This is a genomic window from Novosphingobium sp. HR1a (assembly GCF_015594425.1).
GTDB lineage: Bacteria > Pseudomonadota > Alphaproteobacteria > Sphingomonadales > Sphingomonadaceae > Novosphingobium > Novosphingobium resinovorum_A.
The window spans coordinates 1-15,853 of sequence record NZ_JABXWS010000063.1; the positions used below are offsets into that span (position 1 = coordinate 1).

Genomic DNA, 15,853 nt, shown 5'->3' on the forward strand with positions numbered 1-15,853 from the left:
CCTAGGCAGGTGACAACTGCAACGCTATTCTGGTCGCAATGATCTCCCGTTCAACAGATTCGTTCTTCTGGCCTGCCTTGCTCGGGTCTTGGATGGCAGCGGTTGTTGCCGGGCTCATCGCGATTGCTCCGCTGACATTTGCGCCCATCGCTTTGCCCCTCACGGCGTTGTTGGGTGCTTTGGCGGCGGTTATGTTCTTGGTCGCCCTTTTTGATAGAGCAACACGTCAAGCGGTTGACACCTTTAATCAGCGGTCCAAGGCGCAGTGGCGTGACATGTCGTGGCGTGAGCGCTTGTTTTCCCGCAGCTACGGCGATCTCCGGTTGCTCATCATCAATCGGCTAATCGCTTTGGAAATGTTGGCCTTCATCGTTACCGGAAATCAAGGTCAGCACTTTGCGTTGCTCGCTTTCATCGGCTTCGCACTATCGACTTTGATGTTGATGCTGATGATGAAACATCAGTCTGACATCGTCATGCGCCCCGGCAGCTAACCACCCCAATCAGACCTCCCCACCCCGCTCAGCCTGAGCCTGTCGAAGGCCCGGAGGCGGGGCGCGAGGTTCCCCATGCTTCGACAAGCTCAGCATGAGCGGGGTGGGTGGGACAACGTCCATTTCCCACCCATTCCCGCGAAGGCGGGAACCCATCTCCTGACGGTTCCTGTTGCACTGGCATCAGCTGGGCCCCCGCTTTCGCGGGGATGACGTGGATATAGCTGAGGACGCTTACGCTCCGGATCGCTGCGTTCGCGACGACGGACTGCCATGAAAAAACGGGGGCCTTCGAAAAGGCCCCCGCTTGAAAGTCAGGGAGGATGTTCTCCCCTTTCGGGAAGTTCTTAAAATCAGGCCTTGATGACCGAGTGGGTCAGCGAGCCGATCTTCTCGACGGTCGCTGTGATCACGTCGCCCGGCCAGACCCACTCCTGCGGGTCCATGCCTGCGCCGACGCCCGCCGGGGTGCCGGTGGCGATGATGTCGCCCGGCTCCAGCGTGATGCCTTTCGAGATGTCGGCGACCAGTTCGTCGACCTTGAACAGCATGAAGGCGGTGTTGCTCGACTGCTTGGTCACGCCGTTGACGGTGAGCGAGAGGTCGAGGGTCTGCGGATCGCCCAGCTCGTCGGCGGTGACCACGACCGGCCCCATCGGCGCGAAAGTGTCCTGGCCCTTGGAGTAGATCCACTGGCCGGCACGGCGGCAGTCGCGCGCGCTCATGTCGATGCAGACGGTATAGCCGAACACGTAGTTCAGCGCGTCCTCACGGGCGACGCCCTTGGCGCGGGTGCCGATGATCGCGGCGAGTTCGACTTCCCAGTCGAGCTGCTGGGTGATCTCGCCGTTATGGCGGATCGGCTCGCCCGGCGCGATCACCGAGGTCGGCGGCTTGGAGAAGATCACCGGCTGGCGCGGCAGTTCGGGCGAGGTGTCGAGCGACTTGGCGCTCTCGGCGACGTGCTCGGTGTAGTTGAGGCCGATGCCGAAGATGTTCTTGCGCGGGCGCGGGATCGGCGCGAGCAGGATCACGTTGGCGAAGGGGATCGCGGTGCCGAGCGGGAACAGGCCCTCGGCCTGCTCGATCAGCTTGCTGGCGATCAGGACCGCCTGCGGGCCGAGGTCGATGAACTCGAGCATCGTCGCGGGGAAGGGAACGCCCATTTCCTCGCCGAACAGTTCGAGGTCGAGCACGAGATCGCCGCCGAAGCCGGAGACGAGGGCGCCGAGCCGGGCTTCGGCTTCGACATTGGCACGGTAAGTAACGAGACGCATTGGGCTATTCCCCCGAAGGTTATCGTGTTGAGTTGAAAATCAGGTCAGGATCGGCTGGTGACCGCCGTTTTCCGCCAGCGCTTCCTCGCGGTAGAGACCGAGCGCGCGCATCACGGGCAGGTCGTTGAAGGTGAACAGGCACGCATCCTCGGTGTCGGAGGCATTGGCGTGTTCGTGGTACATCCAGGCGGGCACGACGAAGATGTCGCGCTCCTGCCAGTCGAAGCGCTGGCCGTTGATGATCGACCAGCCCTTCCCCTTGGCGCACTGGTAGACGAAGCTGCCGGTCTGGCGGTGGGCCTTCGTCCGTTCGCCAGGGCGCAGCAGCTGCATGGACGCGCCGATCGTCTGCATCACCGGACCGCCGGTATGCGGATTGACGTATTCCATCATCACACCGTCGAAGGGCGACCCGTCGGTTACTCGTGCGTATTTCGTCAGCGCCTCGTAGGTGGGCGCCCATTCGTATTTGAACAGCGGCGAATAGGGCTTGGACCACGCCATACCCGCCGGGCGCAGGCCGGTGCCCGCCCAGGTCGCGGTGGAATCGTCGACCGGGTAGGAGACCGCCTGCTGCAGATCGGGATGAACCTCGTAGAAGTTGGCTTCCAGCGCGTTCATCAGCGGAATGTCGAGACCGTCCTGCCAGATGCACGGAGTGCCGCCCTCGGCGACGCCATGTTCGTGCCAGGTGCCGTTGGGCGTCAGCACGAAGTCGTTAGCGCCCAGCGTCATCTTGTGCCCGTCGACATTGGTGAAGGCGCCCTCGCCCTCCATGATGAAGCGCAGCGCAGAGGCGGAATGGCGGTGGCTGGAGGCGAGTTCGCCCGGCCCCATCACCTGCAGGCCCGAGTAGAGCCAGCCCACGGCGGCGACCACGTCGGCACGGCCCGGGTTCTCCAGATAGACGACGCGGCGCCCCGCCTGCTCCGGCGTGACGAGGTCGAGCGCCTTCATCACGTCGTCGCGCAGGTCCTTGTAGCGCCACAGATACGGCACCGAGGTGGAGATCGGCTCCCACGGTTCGATCTTGTTCGCCACGGTCCACAGCGCGCCGGTGCCCAGCTGCTTCAGGCGCTCGTAATAGGCCACCAGTTCGGGGGTGTCCGCCACGTTCGCGCGGCCGATCATTTCCTCACGGTACTGGTCGTAGCTCTGATCGGCCATGGGTGCCTCCATCTGCGAGATATTACAGACCTAAAATAATTTGAATAAAGTGTCAAATGCAACTATTGTCCCTTATGTGAACCGCAGATTCCCTGTGCTTTTCCAAAGGAGCGCCGCATGTCCGCATCGTTTAAGGCAGCCCCCTTCAAGGCCGCTGTCATCCAGGCCGCATCGATCCCGACCGATTCTCTCGCCGCCGCCGAAAAGGCCGCTGGCCTGATCCGCAAGGCAGCCGCAGGCGGCGCGGCCTTGATGGTGTTTCCCGAGGCGTTCCTCGGCGGCTATCCCAAGGGCGCCTCGTTCGGCACGCCGGTCGGCATGCGCAAGCCGCAGGGACGCGAGGACTTCCGCGCCTATCACGAAGCCGCGATCGACCTGAACGGCCCCGAAGTGGAGGTACTCTCCGAGGCCACCGCCGAGACCGGCGCCTTCGTCGTCATCGGCGTGATCGAGCGCGACGGCGGCACCGTCTACTGCACCGCGCTGTTCTTCGACGGCGACAAGGGCCTCGTCGGCAAGCACCGCAAGCTGATGCCGACCGGTGCGGAACGCCTGATCTGGGGCTTCGGCGACGGCTCCACGCTGCCGGTCTTCGACACGCCCTTCGGCAAGGTCGGCGCGGTGATCTGCTGGGAAAACTACATGCCGATGATGCGCATGGCGATGTACGATCAGGGCATCTCCATCTACTGCGCCCCCACCGCCGACGACCGCGACGCCTGGCCTTCGACCATGCAGCACATCGCGCTGGAGGGCCGCTGCTTCGTGCTTTCCGCCTGCCAGCATGTGACGCGCGGCGCCTATCCGGCCGACTACGACTGCGCGCTGGGCGACGATCCCGAGACGGTGCTGCTGCGCGGCGGCTCGATGATCGTGGATCCGCTGGGCACGGTGCTTGCGGGACCGGACTATTCGGCCGAAACGATCCTCTATGCCGATATCGAACCGGCGCAGGTGGTGCGCGGCAAGTACGACTTCGACGTCGTCGGCCACTACGCACGGCCCGATGTGTTCGAACTGAAGGTCAACGTCGCACCGCGCCGCGCGGTCACCCGTTCGGGGGAATAGCCAAGTGGAATTCGATTTTTCAAAAGTACCGGGCCCCGATCGCTACAAGCTGATGGGCTCCAGCATCACCCCGCGCCCGATCGCGTGGGTGACGACGGTGTCGGGCGCGGGGCTGCGCAATGCCGCGCCCTACAGCTTCTTCAACATGATGAGCGCCGAGCCGCCGCTGATCGTGCTGGGCATGATGCGCCGCCCCGACGGCACGCACAAGGACAGCGCCGCCAACATCCTCGAAACCGGGGAGTTCGTGGTGAACCTCGTCTCCGAGGCCGACAGTGCGGCGATGAACTTCACTTGCATCGATGGCCCGCCCGAATTCGACGAACTGGCGGCAGCGGGTATCCCGACCCTGCCCTCCAGCGTGATCGGCGCCCCGCGCATCGCGACCGCGCCGGTGGCGATGGAGTGCCGTCTCTACGAGACGGTCGAGACGGAGAAGACCACCATCGCGCTGGGCGAAGTGTTGCGCTTCCATATCGACGACGCCTTCATCGATGCCGAGAAGCTGCATGTCGATACGCTGGCGATGAACCTCGTCGCGCGCGTTCACGGCGCGGGCTGGTATGCGCGCACCACGGACTTGTTCCAGATGACCCGCCCCACCTTCGCGCAGTGGAACGCGGAGAAGGCCGAGTCCTGACGGTACGGGGATGGCCTGCCGAATAGCGGCAGGCCACTCTTCTCAGGCGGCCATCCCGCCTCAGACTGGCACGTCGACCCAGGCATTGGTGTCCGCCGACTGAATCACCGCATCGATGATCCGTGCCGAGCGCAGACCGTCGGCGAACGTCGGCAGACCGGCAGGTGCCTCCCCGCGCACGGCAGCGTACGTGTCCGCAACGAAGTTCTCGAAGCACTGGGCATAACCCTGCGCATGGCCCGGCGGCAGGCTGGAAAGACGGCGCGCATCGGCCGCACCTGCGCCCGGACTGCGGAACAGTGTTTCGGCCGAATCCTCGGTGCCGAGCCAGACCGTCTCGGGGTTCTCCTGATCGAAGACGGCGGACTTGTGCGCGCCGTCGAACTCGAACCACAGCCGGTTCTTGCGGCCCGCCGAGACCTGCGAGATCACGGCGCTGCCCAGCACGCCCGAAGCCGTGCGGAACAGGATGGTCGCGGCGTCCTCGGTATCGACCTTCACCAGCGGCCCGGTGGCCGCCCCGCCCGAGAAGCTGGCCTGCGACACTGCGGGACGCTCCGGCACGGTGATCGTCATCGCCGCCATAACCGAGGCGATGCGCTCGCCGGTCACGAATTCCATGAGGTCGCACCAGTGCGAGCCGATGTCGGCGAAGGCCCGGCTGCGCCCACCCTTCGATGCATCCACACGCCAGCTGGTCGCGTTCGGCGAGAGAAGCCAGTCCTGCAGATAGCTGCCGTGCAGCAATTGCCACGCGCCGAACTCGCCCGCCTCGCGCCGCGCGCGGATTTCGCGCACCAGCGGATGGAAACGGTAGACGAAGGGCACGGTGGCGATCCTGCCCGCTTCGGCCGCGAGGGTGTGAAGATGCAGCGCCTCGTCGGTGCCGACGGCGAGCGGCTTTTCGCAGATCACGTGGGCACCGGCCGCCAACGCCGCCTCGACATGGGCTGCGTGCAGGCTGTTGGGGCTGCAGACGTGGACGACATCGAGGCCGAGCCCCGCCAGTTCCTCCAGCGAGCCGATGGCCAGCGTGCCCCACTGCGCCGCCGCTTCCGCGGACCGTGCGCGAGAGGACGCCATGACGCCGACCAGTTCGACACCAGCCAGCAGCGCCGCGCGGCGGTGAATCTCGCCGATCATTCCGGCACCCAGGATCGCCACACGCAAGGGCTTGCGGACGGAAACGTTCAACGGACTCTCCTGTTCTCGGTCGTGCACCCACCGGATGCGGGGCCGCACCTCTAGCCTTGTCAGCGCTGTCGGGAAACCGGTTTGCAGCCTTGCCCGCAAGATAGATTCGGCACGCAACAGTTCGGGCCGGGACCCGACTCCCCCGGAACCATCGAGGCTACGCCTGCAGCCCACACCGGCGGATTTCCGGGCCTGAAGGCAACCTGAACAATGTCGCTTTTAACTATTGCAATGAATTCGCAGTAGCAATATGTGCGGTGCACAATCGAGATCACCCTCGGGGAGCACCATACAAATGTACCTTCATCCCTCTTGCCTGCGGGCAGGAACGAGCACGCTTGCCCTTGTTCTGACAACCATCGCCGCGCCCGCTTTCGCCGACGAGGCCGCCGCCGACGGTGCGCCGCAGGACGTCAGTTCCTCGGAAATCACCGTGCTCGGCGCGCGCAGCAAGGATTACAAGGTCGACCAGTTGACCACCGCCACGCGCACCGGCACCAGCATCATGGACGTGCCGCAGTCGATCCAGTTCGTGCCGCGCGACGTCATCGACGATCAGCAGATCCTCGACCTCACCAGCGCGCTGCGCAACGTCAGCGGCATCCAGGCGGGCACCGACGCGGGTAACCGGTCGGAGAGCTTCACCATCCGCGGCTTCCGCTCTTCGTACTACGCCATCGATTCGATCATGCTCAGCCCGGCGATCGAGACCAACGACAGCTACCGCGACCTTGCCAACGTGGAGCGCATCGAAGTGCTCAAGGGTCCGGCCTCTGTGCTCTACGGGCGCGGCGATCCGGGCGGCCTGATCAACATCGTCACCAAGCAGCCGCGCTTCGAGCGGGGAATGAACTTCTCCGTGCAGGGCGGCAGCAACGACTTCATGCGCGGGCAGGTGGACGTGACCGGTCCGGTTGATGCCGCCAAGACGCTGGCCGTGCGCTTCATCGCCGCCGCGCAGACCGGCGACACCTTCCGCGACGTGTTCCAGCCCTATCGCCGCCAGTTTCTGTCCGGCTCGGTGCTGTGGCAGCCGACCGACCGCACCCGCGTCATCGCCAGCCTGACGTATGCGCACCAGAAGAACCAGACCGATCGCGGCATCGTCGCCACCACCGACGCCGACGGCGATCTCGTCGTCAACCTCCCGCGCGAGCGGTTCCTGGGCGAAGCCTGGGCGACCACCGAATCCAGCCGCTACGAGTTCAACTACCGCATCGAGCATGAACTGGCCGACTGGCTGACGGTCCGCCAGATCGGCCATTACGACGAGGGCAAGCTCGACCTGTTCGGCATCAATTACGGCACGTCCGTCGCCGTCAATGCCATAACCGGCGCGCGCACCGTCACCCGCACCGCCGTCGAGCAGCACGAGAACAATCACAACTACGATGCGCAGGCCGACATGGTCGCGCGCTTCTCCACCGGAGGGATCGGGCACACGGTCGTGTTCGGCGGCGAGTATGTGAAGTCCTACCGCTTCCGTACCTTCGCGCGCGCCACACTGGCCCGCATCGACATCGACAACCCCGAATACGGCGCGCAGCCGGGCACGTTCGTCCTTGCCGCCGACCGCGAGGTGAAGTCCAAGTCGCTGTCCGGCTACCTGCAGGACCAGATCGACATCGGCGAGCATGTCAACCTGCTTGCCGGCGTGCGCTACGACCATGCCCAGCAGTCGGACCACGGCTCCACCCAGTATGCCTCGGACGACAAGGCATGGTCGCCGCGCGTGGGCGTGGTGTTCAAGCCGGTGCCGAACGTCTCGCTGTTCGCCGACTTCACCCGCTCGTTCCAGTCCAAGCCCGAGCCGACCATCGACGGCAAGCCGATCGATCCGGAAAAGGGCAAGCAGTACGAGGCCGGCATCAAGGCTGAACTGTTCGGCGGCCGCCTTGCCTCCACGCTGTCGATCTACCAGCTGACGCGTGAGAACGTGACGCAGCAGGACCCCAACAACGTCGGCTACAACATCAACGCGGGCGTCCAGCGCTCGCAGGGTGTCGAGTTCGACATGTCCGGCGCGATCACGCCAAGTGTCAAGGTCATCGCCAACGGCGCCTATACCGACGCCACCGTGCGCTCCTCCACCGACTACGCAAAGGGCAACAAGCTGATCGGCGTGCCCAAGTGGAGCGGCAGCCTGTGGGTGACGCTGGAGCCGGTGGACGGCCCGCTGAGCCGCTTCGGCCTCGGCGGCGGCGTGGTTGCGGCGAGCAACCGCATGGGCAATCTGGAGAACACCTTCTCGGTTGGCGGCTACACCCGCTTCGACAGCAGCCTGTGGTACAAGCTGGCCGACAAGGTGCGCCTGACGGTGAACGTCAAGAACATCACCAACGAGTACTACATCGCCAGCACCGTCTCCCGCGCGCAGATCACGCCGGGCGAGGGCCGCAGCTTCCTCGTCGGCCTGAGCGGAGGGTTCTGAGGATGACCAAGGCATTCGCCGCCGCGCTGCTGGCGCTGGCCATCGGCACGGCTCCCGCCCCGGCCTTGGCGGCGGATGCCGGCAAGGTGCTGTTCCTGATGCGCGCCGATCCCCCCGGCGGTTCGGCCGACCCGGCGGTCAAGGCGCGACTGGAGGCGATGGGCTATGCCGTCACCACCAGCGAGGGGCTGGACGGCGCGCCGGACCCTTGCGGGTTCGACCTTGTCGTCATGTCCTCGACGGTGCGCTCCAACCAGTTCACCGCCAACCGCCCCATGATCGCGCGCTGGCGCGACATGAGCGTGCCGCTGGTGACCTGGGAGAACGACCTTCTCGACGACTTGTGGATGACCGGCCTGCGCCGCGACACCGACTTCGGCGAACTGGAGACCGGCCACTACTTCTGGCTGGTGCGCGCACCGCATCCGATGGCGGCGGGCATCCCGGCGGGCCTTGGCACCTGGACCGAGGCGCGCACGCCCGCAGGCTGGGGCAAGCCCGGGCTCGGCGCCGACGTCATCATGACCTGGCCGGGCGAACCGGACAAGGCGACACTGTTCGGCTACGAGGCGGGCGCGACGATGGACCACGACCACCTCGCGCCCGCGCGCCGGGTGTTCATCGGCATGGAGAACAACAGCTTCACCCGCATGACCGATACCGGCCGCAAGCTGTTCGACGCCGCGATCATATGGGCGCGCGCGGGCGCGAAAGTGTGCAAGGTGAAGAAGTGAGGCGCGCGCTTGGCTTCGCGCTGGCAGCCGCCCTGCTCGCGGGCTCCGCATCGGCGCAGGACAGCGGGCCGATCCCCGAGGCGCAGCCGCTGCTGGCGCGCTACGTGCTGGCGGACGGTGGCCTTGCCATTGGCGGTGGCCGGGAAACGGATGCCGTCGCAGCGGCAGCCAGCGGCCTGTCCCCCCGCATCGTCGGCCCGGCCGGAGCGATGCCGCTGCTGACGCAAGGCACCATCGCGCTCGCCGTGATCCCACGCGAGATGACCGTGATCGAGCGCGCCGCCGTGCGCCGCTTTTCCGGCGGCCTGCCGCTGGCGGTGCCGGTGATGCAGGGGCTCTACCTCTATGTGCGCTGCGACAAGGACGGCGCCATCGACGAACGGGTGAAGCCGGTGCTGCAGGCGCTGTTCTCGGACGACGGACAGGCGCGCCTGAAGGCGGCGCTGTCGATCTACAAGCCGCTCGATGCCGCCGCGCTGACCGATGCGCGGGAACGGATCGCAAGGCTGCACGGGATCACGATCCCGCGGCGTGAGGCGGGCTACGTCGCCCCGGACGGCAGCCTGTCGATCATCGGCAGCGATACGCTGACGACGATCATGCCCGACATGCTCGCCGCCTATGCGCGTCACGCGCCCAAGGTGCGCTTCACCGCCGACTTGCGCGGCTCCTCCACCGCGATGCCTGCGCTGACGGCCGGAACCACGATCTTCGCGCCGATGGGCCGTGAGCTGTGGGAGAACGACCTCGACGGCTTCCGGCAGGTGAAGGGCTACGATCCGGTGCGCATCCGCATCGCCTATGCCAGCCACGGTCCCCGCGCGAACGGCAAGACGCCGCCCGCGATCTACGTCAACGCGAACAACCCGCTTGCCGGACTATCGATGGCGCAAGTGAAGCGCGTCTTCGCGGCCGGAGCACCGGGCGGCGACATTGCCGACTGGTCGAATCTGGGCGCCGCGGCTGGCGCGATCCACGTCTACGGTGCGCGCGACGATGGCGGGTTCGGCTCGGCCATGCGCGCCTCGAAGCTGGACGGGCTTCCCTTCAACGCCCGCTACCAGGCGATGCCGAGCGGCAAGGCGATCCTCGCCGCCGTCGCGGCGGACCCTCGCGGCATCGGCTATGCGACATGGATCGACGCGGGCGAGGCACCGGAAGGCGTGCGAGTCCTGCCGCTGTCCGCACGCGACGGCGGCCCTTACGTCCTGCCTCAAGCGGGCAAGGACCGGGGCGCATGGCCGATCTCGTACTTCCTCAACATCTATGTCGATAAGGCGCCGGGCAGGCCGATCGACCCGGCGGTCAAGGGCCTGCTGCGCTTCCTGCTCTCGGACGAGGGGCAGGCGATCATCACCCGCCACCGCGAAGAGGACGACGGCTACGTCCCCCTGAACGGCGCCGACCTGAAAGCCATGCGCGATCTCGTCGAGACTTTCTGACCGAGACGAAGCCACCACCCCCCTCGTGGTGGCTTCGTCATCGGGCTCCATAACCGCCGGAAAGGTTACAGAGCGTAGTTCAGGCCCACCACCACGCTATGCGTGCGGAACGCGCCTTCGATGGCATTGGCGGTGGTCGTCTGCAGGAACACGTCCGACACGTTGAGATAGCGATAGCGCAGTGTCGCATCGAGCCGGTCCGACAAGGCGTAACGCGCGCCGACCACGGCCTGCCAGGCGAAGCGTACCTTGTTCTCGTAGGCGAAAGTGCTGCTCTCGTCGGCCTCCAGCTTCCAGCGGTACTGGTTGATCCGCGCCACGCCAATGCCGCCGCCCGCCTCCAGCGACCAGCGCGAGCCGGTGGCGATGTCGGCCAGACCGTTGAGCAGGATCGACTGGATGCGGGTGGTGCCGGAAGGATCGTCGTAGATCCCGGCGGTACGGGACACCGGATTGACCGCGATGCGCGTCGAATTCAGCGCAACCCGGTCGAGATCGAACTGCTGGCGCGCCAGTTCGAGTTCGGTGCGCAGGAAGCCGAAGTCATAGCCCAGCCTCCCGGCGAGTTCCCATCCGGTCTTGTACGAGGTCTTCAGGCCACTACGATCCACACCCAGCGCGGCGTTTACGCGGGCGCGGATGTCGAAGCTGCCATCATTGATCTTCGTGCCGCCCACCGCAGCGCCGATATAGAAGCCGCCGGTTCCGGAGCCTTCACTCCACTCGGTATCGCGCCGCTCGATCGGGCCGGTGGAGACCGTCAGGTTCAGGCTGAACGTGCGCGGTGCACCCGCCGACAGCGAGACGCCGCCCGAACCCGGCACCCAATACTGCTCGTTGGTGATGTTCTGGACGTTGCCGGAAACCGTGACCGAACGTCCCTCGATCGGCAGTTTATAGGAAATACCCGCATCGCCGACGGTCACCGGCTTGTAGATGAAGGTATTCGTCACCTGCCCGTAAGCCTTGCCCGAATAGCGCACGCCGCCGAACGCCGAGAAGCCGGGCAGGAACGCGGGCGAATATTCGACGAAGCCCGAGGTCTGGAACGCGGTAGCGCCCGGCACCTTCTTGCCGACCAGCGCCGCGCTCGATGCCTTGGTCTGCACCGCGTCGAGATAGGCGGCGCCGAACTTCAGCAACACTTCGGGGGTCGCCTGCCAGTGCGCGTCGAACTCGATGCCCTGGAACCGCCGCTCGCCGTCGCGCACCCAGTAGCTTTCGGTATTGAGAAACTCGGACGGCACCTTGGTGCGGAACGCCGCGAGCGTCGCGCCCCAGGTGCCGCGATCGACCTTGATGCCCGCCTCGTACTGCGTGCTCTTGATCGGGCCGAAGCTCTCGCCATAGTTCAGCGCGTTGGCAGGGGCCTGCGTGCCGCGCTGCAGCGCCTGCACGTAGGAAACATAAGCCCGGACGCCATGTGTTACGTCGTAGCTGAGCGCGGCGACGGGAGTGAAGCTGTTCTCGCGGTAGTTCGTATCCGCCAACACCGGCTCGTAATTGCGCTCAGTATAGAAGGTGTAGCGGCCGCCCAGCATCAGTTCGGCATTGCCCAGCTTCAGCGTATCGCTGAGAAACAGGCCGCGCTGGCGGATTTCCTGATAGCGGAACCAGTCGGGCGGGCGCTGGAACTGGCGGCCCGTCACCACCTGCCCGTCGGCGCGGGTGTAGGAAGCGAAAGCCCAGTCGGGCACGTTGTTCGCGTAGATGTTGCCGGTCAGGTTGAAGTCGTACGACACCGTCGGCACGCGCGTAGCGGTGTATGGGTTGTAGTCGTAGTCGTAATCGACGTCCAAGTAATCGAACCCGGCGACCACGGCATGCTCGATCGCGCCGGTATGGAAAGTGCCGTCGATCGACAACTGCCCGACATGATACGTGAACTTGCGGTTCATCCCCAGTACGCCGACGCGATAATCGCCCGCATTGTTGGTGATCTGCGCGGTATTGCCGGTGAACCGCTCGTCCAGCGCCGAATAGCGCAGCGCGGCGGAAATCTTCCAGTCAGGCGCGATCTGGTAGTTCAGGCGGCCGGTCACCTGATTGATGTCGTTGAACTTGTGCGTCGATTTCGAGGCGAGGTTGAAGTCCGCCCCGCTCATCGTCGCCAGCGAGGTGACCCCGGTGGTGAAGCTGACGGTATTGGACTGCCCCGCCTGCCATGTGCGCTGGTAATAACCGTCGACGCTCCACGTCAGGTCGGGCGTGATCTCGCCCTGCAGCCACAACTGCGCGAAAGTATTCTTGTTGTAGGCGCCGTTGTAGAGCGTGCCCTGCTCCTCCACCGCGTTGAGGCGGAAGGCAGTGGAGCCCGTCTCGGTCAGCGGCCCGCCGATATCGACGTGCGCGCGCCAGATGCTGGAACTGCGCAAGGATAACCCGGCGGTGGCGACCAGTTCGTCGGTCGGCTTCTTCGAGATGAAGTTCACCACGCCCGAAGGCGAGGCATAGCCGTAGACGAAGCCGCCCGCGCCCTTCAGCACCTGGATCTGCTCGACCGCCTCGATCGGGTGGTCCTGGAACCAGTAGGGAAAGGCCAGCCCGTCGTACTTGTAGCCGTTGGTAAGGTCGATCGCCTGCCCGCGGATGCTGAAGGTATTGCCCGAAGCCAGCCCCGAATTGTTGGATCGCACCGAAGGATCGTAATTGAACGCGGCGTCGATCGTCGTCGCGGCGATGCGGTTGATCTGGTCGGTATCGGCAGCGGAGACCGAGAACGGCGTCTCCAGAATGGTGCGCGTGCCGAGCGGCCCGGCCTCTACCACCGAGCCGCGCGAGCGCGTCCCTTCGACGAGGATTTCCGCCGCCGCATCGCTGCTGTCCGCGCCTTCCGCTTCGTCTGCCGCGAAGGCGGGCGTCGCCGTCCCCCCTACCGCCAGTGCGAGCATGAAGCCCAGAGCCTGCCTGCTGCTGCCCGATCCCAAGGCATGGCCCTTATGGCGTGCCGATTTGCGCATTGTTCACCCCTGTATATGCGTCGGGCGCACCGCTCCGGCCCCCGGAACGGAAGCTGCGGGAGCGGCGAAATCCGGCCCGACCTGTCGTTTTTCGAAAAAGGATATCCCCGAGGTCAGGGTGCATCCGGCGCGCACGCTGTCGCAGCGTGCAGGGCCTTTTCAGCGTGTCTCACCAGCATGGCATTGTTATCGGCGTTTTGATGTCAAATAGCCGCCGAGGCCTGACCTGATGAGCGATGGGTATGGGCGGCCCGCCCATCAGACAAATTGGAAGTCGCAGCCCTCGCTTGAGAATTGGTCATACTGATCGCGTCCGTTTAGCGCCGCGAATATCGCTATGGGAAACCCTCGTTATTCGCGGGTGTCCACGTCGATTACGCTCGGCCCATCATCATCGACGAACGGGTACAATCTCATGAGCGAACGGCAGCTTCATCTTGGCGCGATACTTACCGGCGTAGGCAACGATCAGTACAACTGGCGCCATCCCGACGTGCCGGGCGATGCCAGCGTCGACATCGACTGGTACATCACCAACGCGAAACTCGCCGAGGACGCCAAGTTCGACCTGGTGTTCATCGTCGATTCCCCGTTCATCACGCCGGACACCTCGCCGCACTTCCTCAACCGGCTGGAGCCGCTGACGCTGCTCTCCGCCGTCGCCGGGCACACCTCGCGCATCGGCCTCGTCGGCACGCTGACGACGAGCTACTGGGAGCCCTATAACGTGGCGCGCCAGTTCGGTTCGCTCGACCACATCAGCCGGGGCCGCGCCGGCTGGAACGTGGTGACCACCGGACTCGAAGGCGCCGCACGCAACTATGGCCGGGAGGAGCACTTCGACCACGCCGTGCGCTACGAACGCGCGCAGGAATTCGTCGAGGTCGTGCAGGGCCTATGGGACAGCTACGAAGATGACGCCTTCCCGCGCGACAAGCAATCGGGCCTGTTCCTGCACAAGGACAAGCAGCACCGCCTCGACCACAAGGGCCGCCATTTCGCGGTGGCCGGGCCGCTGGCCCTCACCCGCTCGCGGCAGGGCCAGCCGGTGATCTTCCAGGCGGGCGACAGCGACGAAGGCCGCAACCTGGGCGCGCACATCGCCGAAGCCACGTTCGCCGCCTCCCCTGATTTCGCGTCGGGCCAGCAGTACTACGCCGACCTCAAGGCGCGCGCCGCCGCGCTCGGCCGCGATGCGGACGCGATCAAGGTGCTCCCCGGCCTGTTCCCGCTGATCGCCGAGACGGATGAGGAAGCCCACCGCATCGAGCGCGAGCGCGCGGAGAACCTCGATATCGACAAGCTGCTCGTCCAGCTCGGCCGCGCGTTCAACTACCACGACTTCAGCCAGTACGATCTGGACGCACCGTTCCCCGATCTCACCGGCGTCACGCTCAACAGCTACAAGGGCGCGGCCGAGCGGATCATCCGCACCGCGCGCGAGGAGAAGCTGACCTTGCGGCAGGCGGCCCAGCGCGGCCAGAACCCAGGCGGCAAGGGCTTTGTCGGTTCGCCCGAGACGATCGCGAACGAAATCGAGCGCTGGTTCACCGGCCGCGCGGCGGACGGCTTCAACATCGTCGTCGGTGCACCGGACGAGTTCGCGCTTTTCCGCGAACGGGTCGTGCCGATCCTGCAGAGCCGCGGCCTGTTCCGCACCGAATACGCGCACGACACCCTACGCGGCCACCTCGGCCTGCCGGTCCCGGAGCACCGCCACGCCGCCGCCTCGCTCGCAGTCGCCGCAGAGTGACCCCGCGCGCCTGACGAAAGCGCACGGAAAGTGACGGGGCCTTATCCCCTCAACGCCTTGCGCGCCTTCGAGGCGGTGGCGCGCAACCGCAGCTTCGCGCTCGCCGCGCGGGAACTGCAGGTGACGCCGTCCGCCGTCGGCCAGCTGGTCGCGCGGCTGGAGAGGGATTTGGGGACAGAGCTGTTCGCCCGGCCCCGACGCGGGCCTGGCGACCTGTCGCTCACCCCGCGCGCGGCGCGGGCGCTGCCGGATCTGCAGGAGGGGTTCGCCAGCCTGTCGAGGGCGGTGACGTATCTGGAAAGGGGTGGTTGAGGACCGCCTTCAACCCGCTCCCCACCTCGTCATTGCGAGCGCAGCGAAGCAATCCAGGGCGGTGTAACTCTGCCCTGGATTGCTTCGCTGCGCTCGCAATGACGAATTTCATGAGAGGCAGGATACGCCCCATTGCAGACATACGGCGTTTGACCCACCATTCAGCGGATGGTTTCCGGATCATGGACGACGAGGACAAATGAAAATCCCGCGATGGTACTTATGGCAGTTGGCGGCGTGGTTCGTTACGGGACTTCCGTTCCAGTGGTTTTTCACGGCTTTCAACGGCCTGCCATTTTTCTCATTGCCCGATGCGCCGGGGCCTAACGGCCCGTCGATACCACTTTGGGTTCTGGTGATAATTTTTCTCTATCACCCAAT

At 65.5% G+C, this 15,853-nt stretch carries 12 protein-coding genes; 8 read left to right on the plus strand and 4 right to left on the minus strand.

Features of this window, described 5'->3' with window-relative positions:
• Positions 1–38 precede the first annotated feature (38 nt).
• Positions 39–494, plus strand: a complete 456-nt coding sequence (locus HWN72_RS17510) for a hypothetical protein (protein WP_211150868.1) — start codon at positions 39–41, stop codon at positions 492–494.
• A gap of 353 nt (positions 495–847) precedes the next feature.
• On the opposite strand, the gene HWN72_RS17515 is transcribed toward HWN72_RS17510, so the two are convergent.
• Positions 848–1,771, minus strand: a complete 924-nt coding sequence (locus tag HWN72_RS17515; protein ID WP_211150869.1) for a fumarylacetoacetate hydrolase family protein — start codon at positions 1,769–1,771, stop codon at positions 848–850.
• 39 nt (positions 1,772–1,810) lie between these two features.
• Entirely contained in the window at positions 1,811–2,938 is a 1,128-nt protein-coding gene (locus HWN72_RS17520; RefSeq protein ID WP_211150870.1) for a cupin domain-containing protein, read from the minus strand.
• A gap of 117 nt (positions 2,939–3,055) precedes the next feature.
• Here HWN72_RS17520 and HWN72_RS17525 point away from each other — a divergent pair, with 117 nt between their 5' ends.
• Both HWN72_RS17525 and HWN72_RS17530 read left to right on the plus strand, forming a co-directional pair.
• Positions 3,056–4,006, plus strand: a complete 951-nt coding sequence (locus HWN72_RS17525; RefSeq protein WP_008832876.1) for a carbon-nitrogen hydrolase family protein — start codon at positions 3,056–3,058, stop codon at positions 4,004–4,006.
• A gap of 4 nt (positions 4,007–4,010) precedes the next feature.
• Entirely contained in the window at positions 4,011–4,646 is a 636-nt protein-coding gene (locus HWN72_RS17530; protein WP_211150871.1) for a flavin reductase family protein, read from the plus strand.
• Positions 4,647–4,706: 60 nt separating this feature from the next.
• Here HWN72_RS17530 and HWN72_RS17535 read toward each other — a convergent pair whose 3' ends face one another.
• The gene (locus tag HWN72_RS17535) at positions 4,707–5,840 is read right to left on the minus strand and encodes a Gfo/Idh/MocA family protein (RefSeq protein WP_211150872.1); all 1,134 of its coding nucleotides are present in this window, start codon (positions 5,838–5,840) and stop codon (positions 4,707–4,709) included.
• A gap of 295 nt (positions 5,841–6,135) precedes the next feature.
• Between HWN72_RS17535 and HWN72_RS17540 the strand changes: the two genes are divergently transcribed.
• From HWN72_RS17540 to HWN72_RS31145, 3 genes are read left to right on the plus strand one after another with little or no spacing between them, the layout of a single operon-like run.
• Complete coding sequence (locus tag HWN72_RS17540) at positions 6,136–8,271, plus strand: TonB-dependent siderophore receptor (RefSeq protein WP_211150873.1); 2,136 nt, start codon at positions 6,136–6,138, stop codon at positions 8,269–8,271.
• A 2-nt stretch (positions 8,272–8,273) separates the two neighbouring features.
• Positions 8,274–9,005: a hypothetical protein gene (locus HWN72_RS17545; protein ID WP_211150874.1), complete on the plus strand. Its 732-nt coding sequence runs from the start codon at positions 8,274–8,276 to the stop codon at positions 9,003–9,005.
• Positions 9,002–10,447, plus strand: a complete 1,446-nt coding sequence (locus HWN72_RS31145; protein WP_211150875.1) for a PstS family phosphate ABC transporter substrate-binding protein — start codon at positions 9,002–9,004, stop codon at positions 10,445–10,447. Before HWN72_RS17545 ends, HWN72_RS31145 begins: the two co-directional genes overlap by 4 nt.
• Positions 10,448–10,512: 65 nt before the next feature.
• Here the strand turns inward: HWN72_RS31145 and HWN72_RS17555 are convergent, their stop codons facing one another.
• Positions 10,513–13,407: a TonB-dependent siderophore receptor gene (locus tag HWN72_RS17555; RefSeq protein ID WP_211150876.1), complete on the minus strand. Its 2,895-nt coding sequence runs from the start codon at positions 13,405–13,407 to the stop codon at positions 10,513–10,515.
• Positions 13,408–13,822: 415 nt separating this feature from the next.
• Here HWN72_RS17555 and HWN72_RS17560 point away from each other — a divergent pair, with 415 nt between their 5' ends.
• Positions 13,823–15,160, plus strand: a complete 1,338-nt coding sequence (locus tag HWN72_RS17560; RefSeq protein WP_211150877.1) for an LLM class flavin-dependent oxidoreductase — start codon at positions 13,823–13,825, stop codon at positions 15,158–15,160.
• A 30-nt stretch (positions 15,161–15,190) separates the two neighbouring features.
• Positions 15,191–15,472 carry a LysR family transcriptional regulator gene (locus tag HWN72_RS31150; RefSeq protein ID WP_081799039.1) on the plus strand — a complete coding sequence of 94 codons (282 nt, stop codon included), beginning with the start codon at positions 15,191–15,193 and terminating at the stop codon, positions 15,470–15,472.
• Positions 15,473–15,853: the final 381 nt, after the last annotated feature.